The sequence below is a fragment of the Bacillus sp. FSL W7-1360 genome (assembly GCF_038592975.1).
Classification (GTDB): Bacteria; Bacillota; Bacilli; order Bacillales; family Bacillaceae_D; genus Shouchella; species Shouchella lonarensis.
Genome location: NZ_CP151950.1, coordinates 797,092 through 815,116, shown reverse-complemented (window position 1 = coordinate 815,116; position 18,025 = coordinate 797,092). Strand labels below are relative to the sequence as shown.

15 protein-coding genes are annotated in these 18,025 nt (G+C 43.2%); 3 read left to right on the top strand and 12 right to left on the bottom strand.

Features of this window, described 5'->3' with window-relative positions:
• Positions 1 to 283 precede the first annotated feature (283 nt).
• Positions 284 to 367, top strand: a complete 84-nt coding sequence (locus NSQ26_RS04035) for a YjcZ family sporulation protein (protein WP_090776121.1) — start codon at positions 284 to 286, stop codon at positions 365 to 367.
• Positions 368 to 580: 213 nt separating this feature from the next.
• Here NSQ26_RS04035 and NSQ26_RS04030 read toward each other — a convergent pair whose 3' ends face one another.
• The 7 genes from NSQ26_RS04030 to NSQ26_RS04000 form a co-directional block, all read right to left on the bottom strand.
• Positions 581 to 2,095: a pyocin knob domain-containing protein gene (locus NSQ26_RS04030; RefSeq protein WP_499719261.1), complete on the bottom strand. Its 1,515-nt coding sequence runs from the start codon at positions 2,093 to 2,095 to the stop codon at positions 581 to 583.
• 233 nt (positions 2,096 to 2,328) lie between these two features.
• On the bottom strand, positions 2,329 to 6,624 hold the full coding sequence (locus NSQ26_RS04025; RefSeq protein ID WP_499719978.1) for a S8 family serine peptidase: 4,296 nt from the start codon (positions 6,622 to 6,624) through the stop codon (positions 2,329 to 2,331).
• 539 nt (positions 6,625 to 7,163) lie between these two features.
• Positions 7,164 to 8,345 carry an amidohydrolase gene (locus NSQ26_RS04020; protein WP_499719259.1) on the bottom strand — a complete coding sequence of 394 codons (1,182 nt, stop codon included), beginning with the start codon at positions 8,343 to 8,345 and terminating at the stop codon, positions 7,164 to 7,166.
• Positions 8,346 to 8,715: 370 nt separating this feature from the next.
• Positions 8,716 to 9,762, bottom strand: a complete 1,047-nt coding sequence (locus NSQ26_RS04015) for a lysylphosphatidylglycerol synthase transmembrane domain-containing protein (RefSeq protein ID WP_499719258.1) — start codon at positions 9,760 to 9,762, stop codon at positions 8,716 to 8,718.
• Entirely contained in the window at positions 9,752 to 10,795 is a 1,044-nt protein-coding gene (locus tag NSQ26_RS04010) for a glycosyltransferase family 4 protein (RefSeq protein ID WP_499719257.1), read from the bottom strand. Before NSQ26_RS04010 ends, NSQ26_RS04015 begins: the two co-directional genes overlap by 11 nt.
• Positions 10,792 to 12,015 carry a glycosyltransferase family 4 protein gene (locus tag NSQ26_RS04005; RefSeq protein WP_499719255.1) on the bottom strand — a complete coding sequence of 408 codons (1,224 nt, stop codon included), beginning with the start codon at positions 12,013 to 12,015 and terminating at the stop codon, positions 10,792 to 10,794. Before NSQ26_RS04005 ends, NSQ26_RS04010 begins: the two co-directional genes overlap by 4 nt.
• Before the next feature lie 314 nt (positions 12,016 to 12,329).
• Complete coding sequence (locus NSQ26_RS04000) at positions 12,330 to 12,548, bottom strand: helix-turn-helix transcriptional regulator (RefSeq protein ID WP_090776115.1); 219 nt, start codon at positions 12,546 to 12,548, stop codon at positions 12,330 to 12,332.
• A gap of 211 nt (positions 12,549 to 12,759) precedes the next feature.
• Here NSQ26_RS04000 and NSQ26_RS03995 point away from each other — a divergent pair, with 211 nt between their 5' ends.
• Complete coding sequence (locus tag NSQ26_RS03995) at positions 12,760 to 13,089, top strand: helix-turn-helix domain-containing protein (protein ID WP_090776114.1); 330 nt, start codon at positions 12,760 to 12,762, stop codon at positions 13,087 to 13,089.
• 46 nt (positions 13,090 to 13,135) lie between these two features.
• Here the strand turns inward: NSQ26_RS03995 and NSQ26_RS03990 are convergent, their stop codons facing one another.
• From NSQ26_RS03990 to NSQ26_RS03975, 4 genes are all read right to left on the bottom strand, one after another.
• Positions 13,136 to 13,552 carry a DUF2663 family protein gene (locus tag NSQ26_RS03990; RefSeq protein ID WP_499719253.1) on the bottom strand — a complete coding sequence of 139 codons (417 nt, stop codon included), beginning with the start codon at positions 13,550 to 13,552 and terminating at the stop codon, positions 13,136 to 13,138.
• Positions 13,553 to 13,657: 105 nt separating this feature from the next.
• The gene (locus NSQ26_RS03985; RefSeq protein ID WP_090776112.1) at positions 13,658 to 14,248 is read right to left on the bottom strand and encodes a CPBP family intramembrane glutamic endopeptidase; all 591 of its coding nucleotides are present in this window, start codon (positions 14,246 to 14,248) and stop codon (positions 13,658 to 13,660) included.
• Positions 14,239 to 15,765, bottom strand: coding sequence for a RecQ family ATP-dependent DNA helicase (locus NSQ26_RS03980; protein ID WP_499719252.1), 1,527 nt, complete (start codon positions 15,763 to 15,765; stop codon positions 14,239 to 14,241). The genes NSQ26_RS03985 and NSQ26_RS03980 overlap by 10 nt, the downstream gene beginning before the upstream one ends.
• Positions 15,747 to 16,805 (bottom strand): YpbB family protein, encoded by a 1,059-nt coding sequence (locus NSQ26_RS03975; RefSeq protein ID WP_499719250.1) that lies wholly within the window; start codon positions 16,803 to 16,805, stop codon positions 15,747 to 15,749. The genes NSQ26_RS03980 and NSQ26_RS03975 overlap by 19 nt, the downstream gene beginning before the upstream one ends.
• A gap of 147 nt (positions 16,806 to 16,952) precedes the next feature.
• On the opposite strand from NSQ26_RS03975, the gene NSQ26_RS03970 reads away from it, so the two are divergent.
• Positions 16,953 to 17,210 carry a ferredoxin gene (locus NSQ26_RS03970; RefSeq protein WP_499719248.1) on the top strand — a complete coding sequence of 86 codons (258 nt, stop codon included), beginning with the start codon at positions 16,953 to 16,955 and terminating at the stop codon, positions 17,208 to 17,210.
• 9 nt (positions 17,211 to 17,219) lie between these two features.
• Here the strand turns inward: NSQ26_RS03970 and NSQ26_RS03965 are convergent, their stop codons facing one another.
• Positions 17,220 to 17,987 carry a TerC family protein gene (locus NSQ26_RS03965; RefSeq protein WP_499719246.1) on the bottom strand — a complete coding sequence of 256 codons (768 nt, stop codon included), beginning with the start codon at positions 17,985 to 17,987 and terminating at the stop codon, positions 17,220 to 17,222.
• Between the last annotated feature and the right edge of the window lie 38 nt (positions 17,988 to 18,025).

Genomic DNA, 18,025 nt, shown 5'->3' with positions numbered 1-18,025 from the left:
CCACTATTCGACGACGTTAGCTGTTATCCCTGCTAAAAAACTTCTTTTTCCGCGCCGTTTTTCCCTATCTATATAAATATACCTAAAAAAGTCGTATGTTGAATCTTCTCATCCTTCATACCGATGCCTATCCATTTAACTGATGACGATCCGTCCAGCAACCTCTGATGTAAAACTAGGTAAAATGCCTAGTCCGCTTTTACTCATGTTGCATACGCTATAAATGAGCAAGGCAAATGACTTGCTTATGCTTCGACTACATGATACAAGGAGGGATTGAATCATGAGTTGTGGAAACCAAGGGGGATTCGCTTTTATTATTGTGTTGTTCATTCTACTCATCATCGTTGGCGCTGCGTATTTATAATCGCACAAAAAAAGGGGGGCTGTTGCTCCAAAAAAATCTCCATACAAAAAATTGGTGAACAGCTGTTGTTCATCAATTTTTTTGCGCTCTTTTATGTAGGAATATCACAAAACAAAAGCAAGGAGAGACACAAATGTGTGCTCCCCACTAAAATATCTTCATCAACATCCCCACACCTTTGCACGAGCTCTTTTTAAAATTGTATTAGGACAATTATCCTATTCTCATAATACTTAGTGAGTTTGTCCCAGTAGTAATAACATTTGTATTTAGGAACAGTCCCATCGCCATCAAACTTAAAGTCGAATTAGGTGTAGTGATTTCTATAATTTGATTATTTGTAGCAGCCAAGTTTATAGCAGATGGATTATCGACACCGTTACCTACATTTGTGCGGTGTTGCAGTGCAGGGGATGCACCATTAATACTGATCCCATATATGTTAGAATTTGGCTGCGTACCTCCAGCTCCCGCCATCACTTTAGGCATTACTAAATAAAGTCCAGGATTTGCAATCGTAATTTCATTATTGCTTAATGTCATTGTCGGAGATGTAAAAGGTGCGGTGCTATTAAATGGAATGAGCTCACCGGGATCTAACGTAACATTTCCTGGTGTACTCCGAAAGAAATAGCCTATTTCATTAAATACAGCAACTCCAGTTGGACCTGTTGCACCAGGCGAGCCTGGTGCCCCCGTTACTCCTGGTGCCCCCGTTGCTCCTGTTGCTCCCGTTGCTCCTGTTGCTCCCGTTGCTCCTGTTGCTCCTGTTGCTCCCGTTGCTCCTGTTGCTCCCGTTGCTCCTGTTGCTCCTGTTGCTCCTGTTGCTCCTGTCGCTCCTGTTACTCCGGTTGCTCCTGTTGTTCCGGTCCCACCTGTTACTCCGGTTGCTCCTGTCGCACCTGTTACTCCGGTTACCCCTGTCGCTCCGGTTGCTCCTGTTGGACCAGTTGGCCCTTGGACACCGAATTCGACCCACGGCTGCCATGTAGCTGCACCTGGATTAGAACGACGCACATAAATCGCTGGATTGGTGACTGCTACTTGGAAAACAATAAAGTCTGGATTACCTGGTGTAATAACAGATACATATAATGTCCAATTTTCGGAAATAATGATCCCTAATTGCGGGAAAGCAAAATAAGTAGGGGGTCCTTGGTTACCGTCTGAAGTAAATACACCTGACGTTTGAAACGTATCTAAATTACTGTTTGATGGAACAGACATCTCACTAGGGAACGAACCGACATCTTCTGCTGTCAATGTAACACTTCCATCTGGAGCCGCTGTCACACCATTAATATTAACAACCCCACCTACAATATCACCAGCCGTAAGCGTCACATTTCCTCCGACGCCCACAACCCCATTCACTGCAACAATATTTCCATCTTCGCCAGTTGCTCCTGTTGGTCCAGTCGGCCCTCTCAGCGTTGGAATCGACGCGGCAGCCTTCATTTTTGAATCAAGAATAATTTCTTTTTTAAAAATCGTATCAAGCATATTTGTGGTACTTTCATTTACAGCTAATATATCTTGTAATGTTGCCGGTGGACCGGTGAGACCATTCAATGTCCCTAAAGCGTACTGAATCTTTTCTCCTTCCGCGTTAATAATATGTGCTAAGCCCATCTCCTCCATTGCAATAGAGGCCAATAACAAGTTAACAACGTCATCGCGATCTACACTAATAGTCGGTGTGAAGTTCGGCATATTTGGTTGAGACATCATTGGTGCTCCTTTCATCTACTTATTTTCCAAGAAAACTAGCATCTATCTTGCCCTTATTCTAAGTATATCTACATCGGCTCAAAACGTGCGCAAAACAGGCTGTTGCCTGATAGATAAGGAGAAAAGACATTGAACATTCGCACGTCAATTCTTGTGAACAAAAAATGCACGGAAGAGCCGTAAAGCTCCTCCGTGCAATATTTCTCATACTATCTTCTTGCTACCTCAAGCTACTCTACATTAATGAATAGCTTTCCAGTGGCTTCTTGGCGTGACTCATTTCCGTATGAATCTGCAGCCTTCACTTCAATCACTGCACCATCCGCAACAACATTGCTCGTTGCCGTGTAGTAGCCCACATACTTCCCTGGTGCTGTTTCTGCCATTGGCAGTGCTGTCGCATTTGTAGACGTGATGTTTGTTAACGGCAAGTGAATGATAAAGCTTGCGCTCAAGCCTGGTTCACTATCGAATTCAATTTTCACCGTTTCACCTGCATTGAGCACTTTATCTTCTGTTGGCGTTAAGTTCTCAATCACTGGGGCGTCATACTGCACATCAATGGTCACATGCTTTGTCGCTTCATTTCCTGCTAGATCACGGGCAACAACGGTAATGTCATTTTGACCGTTTTCAACCAAAATGCGTTTTGAATAGTTGCCGTCCGTGACATTCGCACGCTGCCCATTCACCTCGACATAGTCAAGGTTAGCGTCTGAGACCGTTCCCTCAACAACGACCGTTTCCCGATTTGACTTTTCTCCATCTTGCGGGCTATCAATTGTCAAGTCTGGTGCTTCTGTGTCAAGTGTCACTGTGATCACATCAGATGTCGCCGCAGCATTGCCGTTCACGATTGCAATGGCTTTGAGCTCATTTGCACCTTCTGACAACGTCATTGGAATCTCAAATAATCCCTCTTCATCTGCTTCAACTGTGTCAACAGCTTCACCATTATTCTCAAGCTTGATCGTTGTTTCCGGATCCGTCGTTCCTTTGACTGTCAATGCTGGATCATTCGTTAAGACGTCCTCTGCTGGAGACGTCAACACAGGTGCCTCTAGTGGACCAGCATCTTCATAAGAAACGCGGGCGCGAATCATATAGTTGCCTTCATATTCAGGCGTTTGTGACCACTCTTCATCAATATACTGATAGCTTCGCTCAGACAATGGACCATTCTCGTCTGTCGCAAGCCCTGGCGCGTTCGGATGCGCTGCTGTTTGGATATACACCATATAGAAGTCACCCGACACTTCGATCTCATGTTCAGAGAGGTCAACCGTTGTCCATGAACCATCACGTAGTGCTTCTGCTTCAAATGGTCCAGCCAACTTCTCTCCCGGCAAACCATTTGTACCATTCGCATCCCAAACTTCAACAGCAAAATCTGTGCCACCTGGCACTGGCCATTCTGTATCCCAGAAGCGGAAAAGTCCATCTGTGACAAGCGCAGACGATTTTCCTTCTGCAAGAGACATTTTCACAGCCCAGCCATTGCCGCTTTCATAAAATGCGCGGGCATTTTCTGGTGTGCCATCGTCATAACCGATTTCATCAGCTGGAATTGTCTCGGTTGGCGAAAGCTCAATGGTAAGGTCAACATTTTCAGTCAAGTCGACTTCAACTGTTTGACGCTCATACCCTGGCGCAACAACGCTCAGTGTATACACACCTTCATCCGCAGTGAGGTTAAACGTTCCGTCTTCTCCTGTCTCCCGAGGCGCAATATTGGCATCTTCCACCACAGATACTGTTGCACCCTCAATGGCATCGCCTGTCTCTGCATCAACCACTTGCCCGTTGATGGCATATTGCCCCATCTTTTGCAACATAAAGTTGACTTCTGTTGTCTCACCATCAACGATCTCTACTGGTTGCTCAGCTGGCTCATATCCATACGCCTCTGCTTTCAGCGTATAATCACCTGCTGCGTGGGAAAGCGAGTAAGAACCATTTGCAGGGTTTGTATTCGTTGAGCGTCCCGTCTCAACGACACTCACTTGTGCACCAACTGGTAGAGCAAATGGATGCGCACCTTTGTCTACTGGCGCATCTTTTTCTTTGTCTAAAGCTGGAACAATCTTATCTGGATCAACAGTTGCTTTTGTGATCCCTAAATGATGACGAGCCACATCAGCTCTTTTGTTTTTATCTTCTCCACGAAGGCTGGTTGACGGGCCACGAGATGTATCGACGAGCGCCACATCATCAATATACAGCCCTGAACGAACAATGCTAAAGTCTGACGTCAAATTAAAGCCAATGTACACACGTTGACCGCTATAATCTGACAAATCAACTTCCGCTGATTCCCAACCACTTGTCGTACCATTCATACGTGCAAGTTGTGTCCAAGACTCTCGATCCGTCGAAATAAACACATGCCCGTAATCGTAATTATTTTCCAAGTCATACCACCGTTTGAACTGTAAGTATGCATTTCCTTCAGGCAAATCAATCGGAGGCATCACAAGCGTTGCATTCATGTTGTTGTCATAATTGCCGCCTAAATTGGTTGCATACACATTGTCTCCTGAAGCAGCAGCACCTGGTCCAGAGGTAGGTTCACCCCATGCCCAACTATTTTGCTCGCCAAATGACGTCCAACCAGTTGGATTTGTCTCAAAATCTTGCGTATATCCGATGGTGATTCCCGGAGATACTGCAACCGTGAAGTCTTCTGACACGACTTCATTGTTACCGTAGTCAGTCACAACCCAATGATACGTAAAGGACTCTCCAGTCACTGCCTCACCCGGCACAGTTGCCCGATAATTTCCTGATTGATAATTTCCTGATACACGTTCTGCGCTCTCCGTTTGTTCATTGCCCTCTTCGTCTGTATAAACGAGTACAACGGAAGTGATCGCAATGTTATCCGCTACAGAGATCTCCAAATCCAAGTCCATACCTGCATATGTTTCGGCAGGGGACTCGTGCTCATACGTCGGTGGCTCAACATCCTCGCCTTCTTCCAACACATGTCCTTGCACAATACCAATACCGTCCGCTACTGCTGTCACTGCTTCATATGCATTGACAAGCCCATGGCCATACGCATGGTTCGGTGCTTCTGGATATTGATTATCTGTCAACGGTGTCGCTGTGCTCGTCAGCACTTCTTCCAAATCATCGACAGTGAGACTCGCATTTGCTTGCTTCACCAATGCAGCAACACCAGATACCGCTGGACCAGACATTGAAGTCCCGTTCCAGCCGCCTTCATAACGACTACCCGGTACAGCTGAACGAATATTGACCCCAGGTGCCGAAATGTTTGGCTTCAATTCTCCATATGGAGATGGACCTCGTAGTGAAAAGTTTGCAATTGCGTCATTCACATCTGTTGCACCAGTCGCAAATGATTCTGGGTAATTGGCTGGTACAGAGATGGAACCTGGGCTAGGGCTACCATTTCCAGCTGAAAATTCAGGGAAAATTTCGGCCGCACGCCAGTTGATCACAACATCACGATACCATTCATCTAAACCAGAACCGCCACCCCAAGAATTGTTGACGATATCCGGTGCTAAGTCGGCACGTGCATTGCCTTCTGAATCGGTTGGCGCTAAAATCCATTCTGCCGCGTTCAGCAAGTCTTGGTCTGTTGCACCACCAGTTGGTCCAAATGCTTTGACCGCGATCCATTTAGCACCCGGTGCAACGCCAACTTGGTTGGCTCCATTTGGTTCACTACCAACCATTGTGCCTGTTACATGTGTCCCGTGACCTTGGTCATCGTAAGCCTCTTCTCGACCAGCAGAGGTTGAGTCAAAAAAGTTAAAATCATGGTTAACTTCTCCAGATGCCGTATCATATCCACGATATTTCTCTTTTAACGCAGGATGATCCCATTGTACACCTGTATCAATGCTGGCAACAACAACGCCTGCCCCATCAATACCCATATCCCATACATCCGGCGCACCAACACGTTCAATGTTCCACTCCACATTTTCAATTGTCGATTCCGGCACATCTACATCTTCTACAACGGTCTCGTGTAACTGGCGTTCTTCATTCGGAAGAATCTTTTCCACTTCCGAGAATGTAGCGATTTTTTCAGCAATAGTCTTCGGCGCAGTCACCGCCATCCCATTGACAATATGATAAGAACGGAAATCTTTCACCGTTCCTTTTTCTTTCTCAGCCTCAACAAACGCTCGAACGTCTTGCTGAGAAACAGTTGCCGTTTCTTTTAATTCTGCAATAACAGCAGAACGTTGCACAAAGGTTGCTTTTTGTGGGGAAAGATCTTGTTTTTGTGCTGATGCTTGTGCTTCACTTGCCACCTCCATTGCATCCGCCTTGTCACGAAACTTCACAAGAAACGTCACAGTGTCATCATCTTTGAACTGCTTTAGTAACCGATCGTTCAGTTTCTCCTCCGCAAGTTGCACAGTATCTCGAAGTGATTCGTGCACGTTTCCTTTCGTTGTTGCCTGGGAAACGCTCGGTGTCACAAGTGACGCGACCATCAGCAACGTGGCAGCAATACCAAATGACTTCTTTCGCCAATACATACGTTTCAAAAGCTTCCCCTCCTTGATTTACGACACAAATGATTCCCGAACCACCTTCCCCCCTTCAAAAGAAATCATCCATGACATCCAGCTAAAAGCTGGTTTCCCTAGTATATAGGTAAAGATTAAGAAATGTTGCTGGAATTTGTCAATTGCAGTTCGTCAATATATGAGAATATTCTTTCCTCTATTTCTCTACAAAAACGACCTATATGTATGACAAATATTAGGGTGTCATTCTTTTCTCACCTTGATTTATGTAGATAGACGAAATAAATTATACGTGCTTCATTTAAATTTATTAAAAAAAATGGTCCAAAAGTCCCATAGATTTTTGTGTCCCAGTCAATCAAAAAACATCTGTTTAAACCGGATTATGCTGATTTCTGTCATTTTACGTCTTTTATTACAGAAAAAGAAGTGGGGGTGCGTTTTACTATTTCAACATGACTAATAAAATAAAGCATCTCAACTTTAAAAATCTAAAGTTTGAGATGCAAAGAATCAACATGTAGACAGCAATCATATGTCTCGTATTGTCACCACTCATCATGTAAAAACGCCAATGCCACTGCCCCCAAATGTTTTGCTGCAATGAGCATGGCGTCTTCATCAAAATCAAACTTCGGGTGATGGTGTGGGTAAACGATCCCCTTTTCCTCGTTTCCAGCCCCTGTAAAAAAGAACGTTCCGGGTACACGCTGCAAGTAATACGCGAAATCTTCTCCACCCATGACAGGTTTGATTTCCGCTACATTTTCAGGGTCACTAATTGTTTGCGCGACTTCGACGAAACGCTTCGTCTCACGATCGTCATTCACAACCGCCTGATGACCCCGTTCATATGAGAACGTATAAGTCGCTCCAGCTGCCTCACATACCCCTTTGATGATTTGTTCCATCCGCTGTACAATATGTGTCTGTACATTCGAACAAAACGTACGAACCGTTCCTGAAAGCGTCGCTGTGTCACTAATAACGTTAAAAGCGCCTCCCGCCTGAAAAGAGGCAATAGATAATACTGCAGCATCTTGCGGGTCAACGTTGCGACTCATAATTTGTTGTAACTGAAGGACCACCGATGAGGCGACGACAACGGCATCAACCGTTTCATGTGGCGCTGCCCCGTGCCCCCCTTTTCCTTGAATTTGAATGTCAAAACGATCTGCAGCTGCCATAAAGGGTCCGTAGCAATAACCAATTTTCCCGACTGGTAAAGGACTCCACAAATGTGTACCAAAAATCGCATCTACCCCCTCTAGACAGCCATCTTCAATCATTGCAATTGCGCCTCCAGGGGCAAGCTCCTCCGCAAATTGATGAATAAGTACAACCGAACCACACAAGTGATCCTTCATTGTCGTGAATACTTTCGCTAATACAAGTAACGTTGCTGTATGTCCGTCATGACCACAAGCATGCATTTTCCCTGACACTTTTGAAGCGAACGGCAATCCTGTCTCTTCTTGAATTGGTAGCGCATCAAAATCTGCCCGTAATGCCACTGTTTTTCCCGGTCGTGCACCACGAATCACCCCAACAACACCACGTCCACCCACGCCTGTACGTACATCGACACCCACTTCAATTAAATATTGCGCAATCTTCGCAGGAGTAGCTACTTCTTCGTAACCAAGTTCGGGCTCTTCGTGAAATACTCTTCGTAACGCCACCATCTCTGGGAATAAATATTCTAATTTTTTTAATAATTCATCTAACATTATAGCACCTTCCTCAAAACGGTCCATATTTTGTGACAAATCGCGTAAAAAGATGGGTTGAAAAACCCATCTGCTCCGACAATTATGTCTTATTTCGATTGCTCAGACGTCTTTAACAATAAAATTGCCATGACAACTGCCAACGCAACCGCTGTCAAACCAATTCCTAAAATGGCTAGTAACTGCGAACCGCTCATTTCTTTCACTCCTTGACAACGAAGTCTCACACCTATACTGTCTGACTCCTGTACTCATCACAAAAAAGAAGCCAGATCAATCAGGCGTCATACGAACCCACTTCACTCCCACATTATAACATACACCTTACTGCTTTCAAAGCGTTTATTCACGCTCAGTAACTATCGTTTACTTACTTCTTCTCACCTCGAATAGGTGCACCTTGTTTTAGCTTGGGCTTATTCGTCATCCGCGTTGAATAGAACAAACCAACAATCACTGCTGTGTAAGCCGTAAATAAGCGCCAAAATAACATCGACAACAACAACGTTTCCGGACCCATATACGGATGAAACATTTCCTTAAATGTATACTCTGCTGCCCCACTTCCACCTGGGGTTGGAACGACTGTTGAAAAAATCATAATGAAAGCATGATAAATGCTACTTACAAATAATGTTAATTGTTGCACCGAGAATGCCTGAAAGATAAAGTACGGGATGCTAAAAAGAATGAGGATTTGTATTAATGTTACAACAGACGAACGAAATAACAACCATTTATCCTTTAGCAACCGATGACTCTCTTGATGAAACTGAGTGACAGATATAGCAAGGGAGTCACGCCACCTCGCTTCTTTTTCCCGATTCAATAAACGAATGGGTCGTAAAATGAGGCGCACTAAAAACATCGCTAGTCTCTGGTTCAGTGCTACGATAAATAAAAATACGATGATACATAAATGAATGACAAAACCAATTAATACAAGCCCTTTCATCTTGGGCAAAGCGCCTGCCAATACATCATAACCTGCAAACAAAATGGACCCGAACGCAAGCACAAGAACGACTTGGAACACAATAAACTTAATCATTAAGATCGAACTTGCTCGCCCGCCTTCAACACCTTTTTTCGTCAATAAGTATAGTTGCGCTGGCTGACCCCCTGAAGCAAGAGGTGTAATCTGATTAAATAACAGCCCTAACATAGTTGTTTGAAAGTAGTCTGAAAATGAAAGCTGCGCACGGTTGGCTTTTGCCATGAACGCCAACACCATTGCTTCTAACACCCACGTCAAAACAAACAACAAAAATGCTAGTAATAACCACCACAAATTTGCTTTAAAAAAGCCCGTCTTTAATAAAGACATATCAATATTTCTAAATAAAAAAAGGGCACAGCCTCCCCCAATGAGTAGAAAGAAGCTGAGCTGCAAAAAGAGCTTTCGATCATTGTTCATACACGGGAACCTTCTTTATTGACGCCATACGAGCATAAAAATCATTCCACACTTCCGCAAGGCGATCTTCTGAGTAATGGTACGCACCTCGGCGCGCTGCTTGACAAGCTTGCTCGTAAAAATCACGATCCGTACGCATGTTTTCAATCATCTCTACAAACGTAGGAACAGAGGAAGCTTGATAATAATAATCAAACAAAATGTCTTGATACAAATCTAAGTCTCTGAGTAAGATGGGTGTGCCACAACTCATTGCTTCCAAGATGGTCATTGGGAACAACTCGTTAAAAGATGGCAAAAACAACATATCTGATAAATTATAGTATGCCCCCATTGTCTCTCGATCAACAATTCCCGTAAAACGAACATTCGCAGGCGGGTGATCTACAATCGCTTTTAATTGTTCGTACCCCGCTGTGATTTTCCCAAATGAAAAACCACCGACCCAAATAAATTGTATATGAGGTAATTGTTTTGCGACCTCTACAAAGTCTAAAATACCTTTACGGTGCTGTACTTGTCCCGCACCTACTACTACAAACGCTTCTTTACTAATTTCATGCTTTTCTCGTAATGCCCATCGGACTTCTTCTGGCTCTTCCCTAAACATTTTTTTAGAAACAAAGTTAGGGATGTAATGCACCTTCTCTTTCGCGATACCCAACGCCTCAAGCTTAGGAATAAAAGTCGGATTTACGACAACAAGATGATCCATCCGTTGGTAAAAAGCAACCACGTACTTATAAAAAATTGCCCGAATTGGTGCTGGCAATTTTAAGCTCTCATCTACCGTTTCCGGCAAAAAGTGAACATATCCTACTTTCACGCCACGCCGGCGGCGAAAAAATGTCGACAGATAAAAGCGAAAGTCAATCGTATGGTAATGGGTAATGTCACACGAATCAAATTGGTTGACCTTCAAATCATACATGCCTACCTGTTGCTCCATTAAAGTCAGAAGCTCACGATACGCAGAAGCCACCCCTTGTCCTTTCACTTTTTCTGCTGAAGATAGCATCGTTAGTTTTATCATGATGATCGCTCTTTTCGATAGAAAATAGACAGTGGTCCAGATGAAAACCTCGTGCTTGTCCGGTGTGCATTCATACAGGCCCTATACATTGATACAATTGTTTGACCAAATGCTTCCGCCGACAACGGCTGAATGTGTTTCTTTGCTGCCTGACGTACTTGCTTGAGCTGCTGAGGTCGTGCAAATACTTCACGCAATAACGGACCTAAATCTTCATCTGTTCGGAAAAGGAACCCTGTTTGTCCATCCATTAACAAATTGGCGACACTTTGATCCTCTTTGGCCACAACAATACAACCGGAAGCAATTGCTTCAATATATGTTAAGCCCTGTGCCTCTGTCGTTGATGCACTTACAAACACATCTCCAATGTGGTAATAATACTGCACTTGGTCCCAATTCACTGCACCAACAAATCGTACTGCATGATGAACACCTTGTGCATGCGCAAGTGCCTCTAAAGATTCACGTACAGGACCGTCTCCAACCATGACAAGCTTAATTGTCGGGTCAAACGCCAGCCAGTTTGGCAATGCACGGATAATGGCTTGCATGTTTTTTTCTTCAGCCATGCGACCAATTGACACAACCACTTTGTCCCCTGTATTAATATGGAGTGTTTCCTTTATTTTGCACACTTGCTGAATACTTGTTTCTGTGCGTCTAAATTGCTTAAAAGAAATGCCTGTCGGAATCGTTTTAATTGGTTCTTCTACACCATAACTAATTAACTTCCTTCTCACTTTATCTGTTGGCGCAATGACAAGACTGGCTCCTTTACAAAAATACTTTGTTAGCTTTCCAACAAATTTCGGCGTCAATAGTTTTCCCTTTGCAATGTAGTGCAAATAATCTTCATACATCGTATGGTACGTGTGGACAAAAGGCACATTATGTTTATTCGCGACATATTTCCCTAACAGTCCCATTGAAAACTCTGTATGCGTGTGAACCAAGTCAATCTCAAGCGTCTCCATTAAGCGCGAAGCTTTCCTCATTCCTGCATAAGCCAACCGTCTTTCAGGTACAAACCATGCCCCAAGGCTTGGGAAACGAAATACTTTCCCTTCTTCTTCAGCCAAATCTGCTGATCGATCGGTTGACGTGAAAATATACACTTGATGTCCAGTATTTGTTAACTCTTTTTCTAGCGTTGCGATTGAAGCAGCAACACCACTAATTTGCGGGAAGTACGTATCAGTAAAAATAGCAATATTCATCGTCTAGCCTCTTTTCTCTTGTAAGAATATGAACAGCATATAATAGCAATGTTTCATAAAAACAAGCAGTGGCTTATTCATCACTATACAGCTTTTTCCTATTCGCGCCTATACTTTTCTTTATTCTTTATAAAAACTTTATCATTTATACACCTTGCATGATGATGATAGGCTTCTATTACTTTAACAAGAACGAAGAGACACTGCACCGATCCAAAGATGGGTTTTAGCGTCCGTCTCTAGACCGATGCCTTTCTTACTTCCCTAAAAAAACAGTTTTACCGCTGCATGCGCCCTCTACTGTTAAAAACAAATCACGGATTGTGTTGGTTCTCCTGTTTCACTGTCTGCAAAAAAATATCATCCGGATAAAGCGAAAACACTGTCGAGATTTTATAGGCAACTTCATATGATAACCCTCTTTTTCTATTTTCTATTTGCCAATAAAACGGCGTGCTTACGCCAATTGCTTGCGCAACATCTTTTAACGTCATTTTATGTTGTAAACGTATTCTTTTCAACTCTGACCACATCACAAATCACCTCAACTGTTATTAACTTGCAGTTAATAACAGTATACCGTCAATCATTTTGTTTGTACATGCTTTTGTATCTATTTAGTTAACAGTATTTACGTTAGCTATTTGTTAAACTATAATGAGTGCACAACACATTTTTTCACTTAGAACCATTTTCAATGTCCTTTTGAACAACATTTATTAAACAAAGGAAAGGATTGTCTATATGGCTATTATCCCAGGTCGCTTACGCGCATTGCGCAAAAAGCATCAACTTACGCAAGCGGAATTAGGCGCGCGCGTCAATGTAACAAAAGTATCGATTTCAGGCTATGAAACAGGCAACCGCACACCTGACACTGACACGTTAAATGATTTGGCAAACGTATTTGGTGTCACTACTGATTATTTACTTGGTCGTGTCGAGCATCCTACGCCACCCTTTTTATATGAGGAAGCTCTCACAACAGATGAAGCAAACCTACTACGTGAGCACCTTGAATTTTTACGTTATCGCGCAAACAAAAGAGATGACTCATCAGAAGAGGACGCATGACGCGAGCATCATGTGATCTACTACTTATTGGGCGGGCTTCATGCTGCTAATGATAATGGTATAAATTAATATCATAAGATTGCTTCATTCGAGCAAGAAGGGCCTCCCGCTCTTGATTTGTGTAGTTGGCTGGAAATAATTCTTCACCTCGCTCAATAAACTCTTGTCGCAACAACTCAAAAGTCTCTTCTTGCTCATCAAGCTTTTTCCCGATCGACGTGAAGAGTAGGATAGACCCAATCATGACACCACACAACATCATTCTGAGTGGCGAAGCAAACAATTCTTCATGTGGCAAAGAGCGAAGGGTCACTGTACGGCTAATTAAAAAAACTAAGCAAATGATTGATAACAGCATGACAACCACTGTCCGCTGTTTTTTTTGTTTCAATCGTTCCCAACCTTCTTTTCGTTCAATCAGTTCACTAACGAGGACTTGTAATGATGCAGACCGCTCTTCCACCATCATCCCCTCCTATGTATAAGGATTAACCACTGATCAATTTTTAAACGACCCGACCCAACCGCTCGTACTACAAACTTACGCAGTGGCGCCTTTCGTTAGAACTTATACACCGATGACACGGCGCTTTGCACTTTTGCGTAAAAATACCCCCAACAAAAAATTAATTAAGAAGTGGGCAACAACGACACTACAAAAGTTTCCTGTACCTTCGTATAGCAATCCAAGTGCTATACTTAGCAGTAGCGTATAAAAAAACAATATTGGCTTCTTTATGTAACGAACATGTACGAGTGCAAAGCATATACTCGCAACAGGCAAACCTACAAGCGGCTGTAATACGCCACGAAACAACCATTCCTCTACAATTGCAACAACGAGACAAAAAAAGACCATATGACAAATCCCCATCGATCGGAAAACACGGTCATTAATTCCCCCATCATCTAGCCATCGTGCAGGAACAACCCGATATAATAACAAATTTATGATCAGCACAATAATTGCAAAGCTAGCTCCTTGCCATAACCCATCATGCCAATGCCATGTCAATTGACTAATCCCTTTTTGTATCCCATTACCAAACAATGCGCTTATACCGAGTGCTACACTAAGCATGAATGCCTGAGAAAGATATACGCTCATATACAATTCTCGGTTTGGAAGTTGTTGTAGCTGTTCACGACTTAACGACATGTGCTTTTAGTTCCCCTCTCGTTTACAACAAATAATTGCGCTAATTGCGTCTGCCATGATTGTGTTGCCGCCACTTGCGGAACATGGTCATTTGCTTTCACGATTTCAGGTAATAGACCACATACATCACAGCACGGCGCTTGCTTTTTCGGACGCTCTTGAAAATAGCGCAACAACATATGCCGCCGACAAGTATTTTGCTCCTCCACATAATTGACTATTGAACGTAAGCGCAAGCGTCGTTCTTCATAACGTTTTTGAAAATACGCGCTGATCTTTGTGGCTAACACGCTACTGGAAAACGTTGTCGTGACGAAACCTTCTAACACAGCACCCCAATGTTCAAGCAAATAAACAATTGCACGTGTATGATCATAGCCTAGATGTTTCACTCGTTCTTCTAACTTTGTCTCATCAAAGACTTTTCCGGGGGTAAGAGACGCAAGTACCCATGCAAGTTCTTTTTCCTTCATTTGTCCTTGCTTTAATAATTGGATTGCTTGCTCATCATCCGTAGCGGTTACCAAAAACAATGCCATTGCCGGTTGCCCGTCACGTCCCGCACGCCCAATTTCTTGGACGTATGCTGCAAAATCAAGTGGGTAGTGTACGTGTACGACATAACGAACATCATCTTTGTTCAATCCCATCCCAAAGGCATTTGTCGCACAAATCAGATCGAGTTGGTCATGCATAAATTGTTGTTGGACAAGCAACCTGTCTGTTTGTTCCATCCCACCATGATAAGCGGCAATATTTTTTGTTGGATAGATTTCGCGTAAATGATGACACAACTGTATTGCTTGATTACGGCTATGAACATAAATAATTCCAGGAGACGGGTAGTAACTAACACATTGTTCGATGCGTGACACTTTTTCTCCTGCTGAAGCAACCACTTCGATGTTCAAAAAAATATTCTCGCGGTTCACACTTTCTATAAAACAACGTGGGTTCTCCAGTCGTAGTTGCGCCATCACATCTTTTTGAACCCGTGGTGGTGCCGTCGCAGTCATTGCTAAGCAACGGGGCGAGCCAACATCAGCCCGCACTTGACACAGGCGTAAATAGTCCGGCCGAAAATCATGCCCCCAATGAGAAATACAATGCGCCTCATCAACAACAAACATGGCAATGTGCGTTTGTTTTAGTGCCTTTCGTACAGTTTTTGACTGTAGCATCTCAGGAGAAGCATACAATAGCTTTAATTGCGATAACTGAGTCAAGATCACTTGACGTTCCTGTTGATCTGTGAAACTATTTAATGCAGCAACACGCCGAATCCCATTCTTTTTTAATTGTTGCACTTGGTCCTCCATTAACGATAGCAACGGAGAAACAACAATGGTCAAACCGTCAAGTAACAAAGCTGGCAACTGATAACAGAGTGACTTTCCCCGACCTGTTGGTAAGACGGCTAACACATCATGCCCCGCCATTAGCGCCTCAATAATCTCACGCTGACCTTGCTTGAATGTTTCGTGACCAAATTTCTCTTTTAAAGCTCGTGTGAGCATGAGTGCCCCTCCTTTCTCGTTAGTGCAAGTCGGATTTCAAAATAGCTTACTTTTTCATTAAGTGCTTGTCGAATGGTTTTTAATTTAAGCGTCTTCTCTAATTCACTTACACGAAGAATTTGCTCCTGTTTCTCAGGTACAACATAGCAATCAATCGGAAAGGACGCATTTAATAGTGCAAGCGCCACCACATGATCTTCAATTGTGGTGACCTTTAAACGACGTTGATGTGCAACTTCACGAATAGATAAGCCCTTTTCTAAGAGCTCGGCTGTTTTTTCAGTAGATGTTGCCATCGGTAGCTGCATATCTTCTTCTGTGATTAAGCGTGACAAACTTGGGTATTCATGTTTATTTGCCAATACATGTTTTAAGATGAAGTGACATGTACTTTTATGGCGCACAAACAGCTCGTCCACAGGCTTTCCATACAAATGAGCCAATTGCTCTAATGTCGCACCAATGTGGTGCGCAGAAGATAGTTGCCGCACAAATAGCTCTGCTTGCAAAGTCGCTACCTGTGACAAAAGTGTAAAACATTCTTCATATAGTTGTTTACACAAATCATCGACCGTCTTACTTGAAGACCGAATGTAACCTTTCACAAAACGTTGCACAGAAAATGTTTGTACAATAGGCACAAATGATTTGTGCAGTGCAAGGTGCGACAATGATTGGCATAACAACACCAACCGCTGCCAAAAAGTACGTTCTAAATGTCCGAAACGCCAGTTGTCAATCGTATCTATGTAAGGATGCGCTAGACGCCACGACATGGTATATGTGTGTCCTTTTTCCGTTAAGGTGTAATCATTTTCTTTCATTTGTATGTACCCTTGTTGTTCCAATACTTGCAAGTGATTATCCAAGATGTTTCGCGATAACTGAGGGAACAGACCAAAATATCGTTGCAATTGAAACAAGTGTGCATCGTAAATGGTTTGAATAGACCTCTTCCCTTGCAACAAATGATAAACGGCCGATAAAGATCGTTCTCCCCGAAAACTTAACATGATCCATAATATGCATTGCGCTCGCACAAGACCTCCCCCAGTCGACCTTTTATGTCTATTGTACCAAATATTACTACACGCGTGCGCAATTGCACCAGGAAAGGTTCCACGGTACAATATAAGAAATGTGCGCATCGTGAAACAAACAAACGAAAAGGAACGGGGGTTAATGATATGGCCGACGCCGACGATCAATATTATACAATGGTAGACACGGACACATGTATCGCCTGCGGTGCTTGCGCTCTCTCAGCCCCGCAAGTATTTGATTACAACGACGAAGGGTTAGCATATGTGACCATTGACAACAATCGTGGAACCATCGCTGTACCTGCGCCTTTCGTATCGGGTATGTTAGACGCCTATGACGGTTGTCCAAGTGCGTCCATTCAAATCCAAAAGTCCGCGTTCAACAATTGTCAACATAAATAGTTACTACTTCTATTCATTGCTGTATTGCTTTGGCGCTGGTTTATCTTTATTTGACTTCACCCAATACACAATGACGATAAGTAAAAATACCGTCCAAAATATTGTTTTCCATAATGTTGATTCTGGGAAATGTGTTGGGAGAACACTTAAGTCTGGGTGAGCAAGTGTAAAGACAGCAAGTTTTACTCCGACCCAACCAACAATTAAATAAGCTGCCGTCTCCAAGCTCGGTCTTTTTTCTAACAGTATAATAAACTTTCCAGCTGCAAATCGCATAATGATGATCCCTATGAGTCCACCTGTCAACACGACTGCAAACTGGGCACCATCTAACTGCCCCACATTCCCCCAGTTTGTCGCTGGCAAAGTCATCGCAAGCGCAACAGCTGCTAAAATCGAATCGACTGCAAAAGCAAAGTCAGCAAGTTCCACTTTCAAGACCGTTTTCCAAAAACTTAATGGCGCTTTTACCGCCTTTGCACTACGTGTCTTGTGCTTCACCCACTTTCGGTACAAGTAGTGAATTGACAAATACAATAAATAAATGGCACCGACTGCTTGAACTTGCCACACATCTACGAGCCAAGAAATAAAAAATAGTGATGCAAACCTGAACAAAAAAGCACCGGCTAACCCGTAAAAAAGTGCTTTTTTACGCTGTTTCTCAGGTAAATGACGCACAACCATTGCTAATACAATGGCGTTATCCGCAGCCAAAATGCCTTCCAAACAAACTAATACGAGTAATACCCAACTGTACTCTAAAAACAAGGACACTTTGCTTCCTCCTCATAAAAAACCGTTGCCCCTTTAGG

Excerpts from the sequence above, each read along its gene's own strand:
- NSQ26_RS03980 (WP_499719252.1), bottom strand. The coding sequence starts at position 15,765 with ATGCTCACACGAGCTTTAAAAGAGAAATTTGGTCACGAAACATTCAAG.
- NSQ26_RS04010 (WP_499719257.1), bottom strand. The coding sequence starts at position 10,795 with ATGATAAAACTAACGATGCTATCTTCAGCAGAAAAAGTGAAAGGACAA.
- NSQ26_RS04030 (WP_499719261.1), bottom strand. The coding sequence starts at position 2,095 with ATGTCTCAACCAAATATGCCGAACTTCACACCGACTATTAGTGTAGAT.
- NSQ26_RS04035 (WP_090776121.1), top strand. The coding sequence starts at position 284 with ATGAGTTGTGGAAACCAAGGGGGATTCGCTTTTATTATTGTGTTGTTC.
- NSQ26_RS03970 (WP_499719248.1), top strand. The coding sequence starts at position 16,953 with ATGGCCGACGCCGACGATCAATATTATACAATGGTAGACACGGACACA.
- NSQ26_RS03985 (WP_090776112.1), bottom strand. The coding sequence starts at position 14,248 with ATGTCGTTAAGTCGTGAACAGCTACAACAACTTCCAAACCGAGAATTG.
- NSQ26_RS04005 (WP_499719255.1), bottom strand. The coding sequence starts at position 12,015 with ATGAATATTGCTATTTTTACTGATACGTACTTCCCGCAAATTAGTGGT.
- NSQ26_RS04025 (WP_499719978.1), bottom strand. The coding sequence starts at position 6,624 with ATGTATTGGCGAAAGAAGTCATTTGGTATTGCTGCCACGTTGCTGATG.
- NSQ26_RS03995 (WP_090776114.1), top strand. The coding sequence starts at position 12,760 with ATGGCTATTATCCCAGGTCGCTTACGCGCATTGCGCAAAAAGCATCAA.
- NSQ26_RS04015 (WP_499719258.1), bottom strand. The coding sequence starts at position 9,762 with ATGAACAATGATCGAAAGCTCTTTTTGCAGCTCAGCTTCTTTCTACTC.
- NSQ26_RS04020 (WP_499719259.1), bottom strand. The coding sequence starts at position 8,345 with ATGTTAGATGAATTATTAAAAAAATTAGAATATTTATTCCCAGAGATG.
- NSQ26_RS04000 (WP_090776115.1), bottom strand. The coding sequence starts at position 12,548 with ATGTGGTCAGAGTTGAAAAGAATACGTTTACAACATAAAATGACGTTA.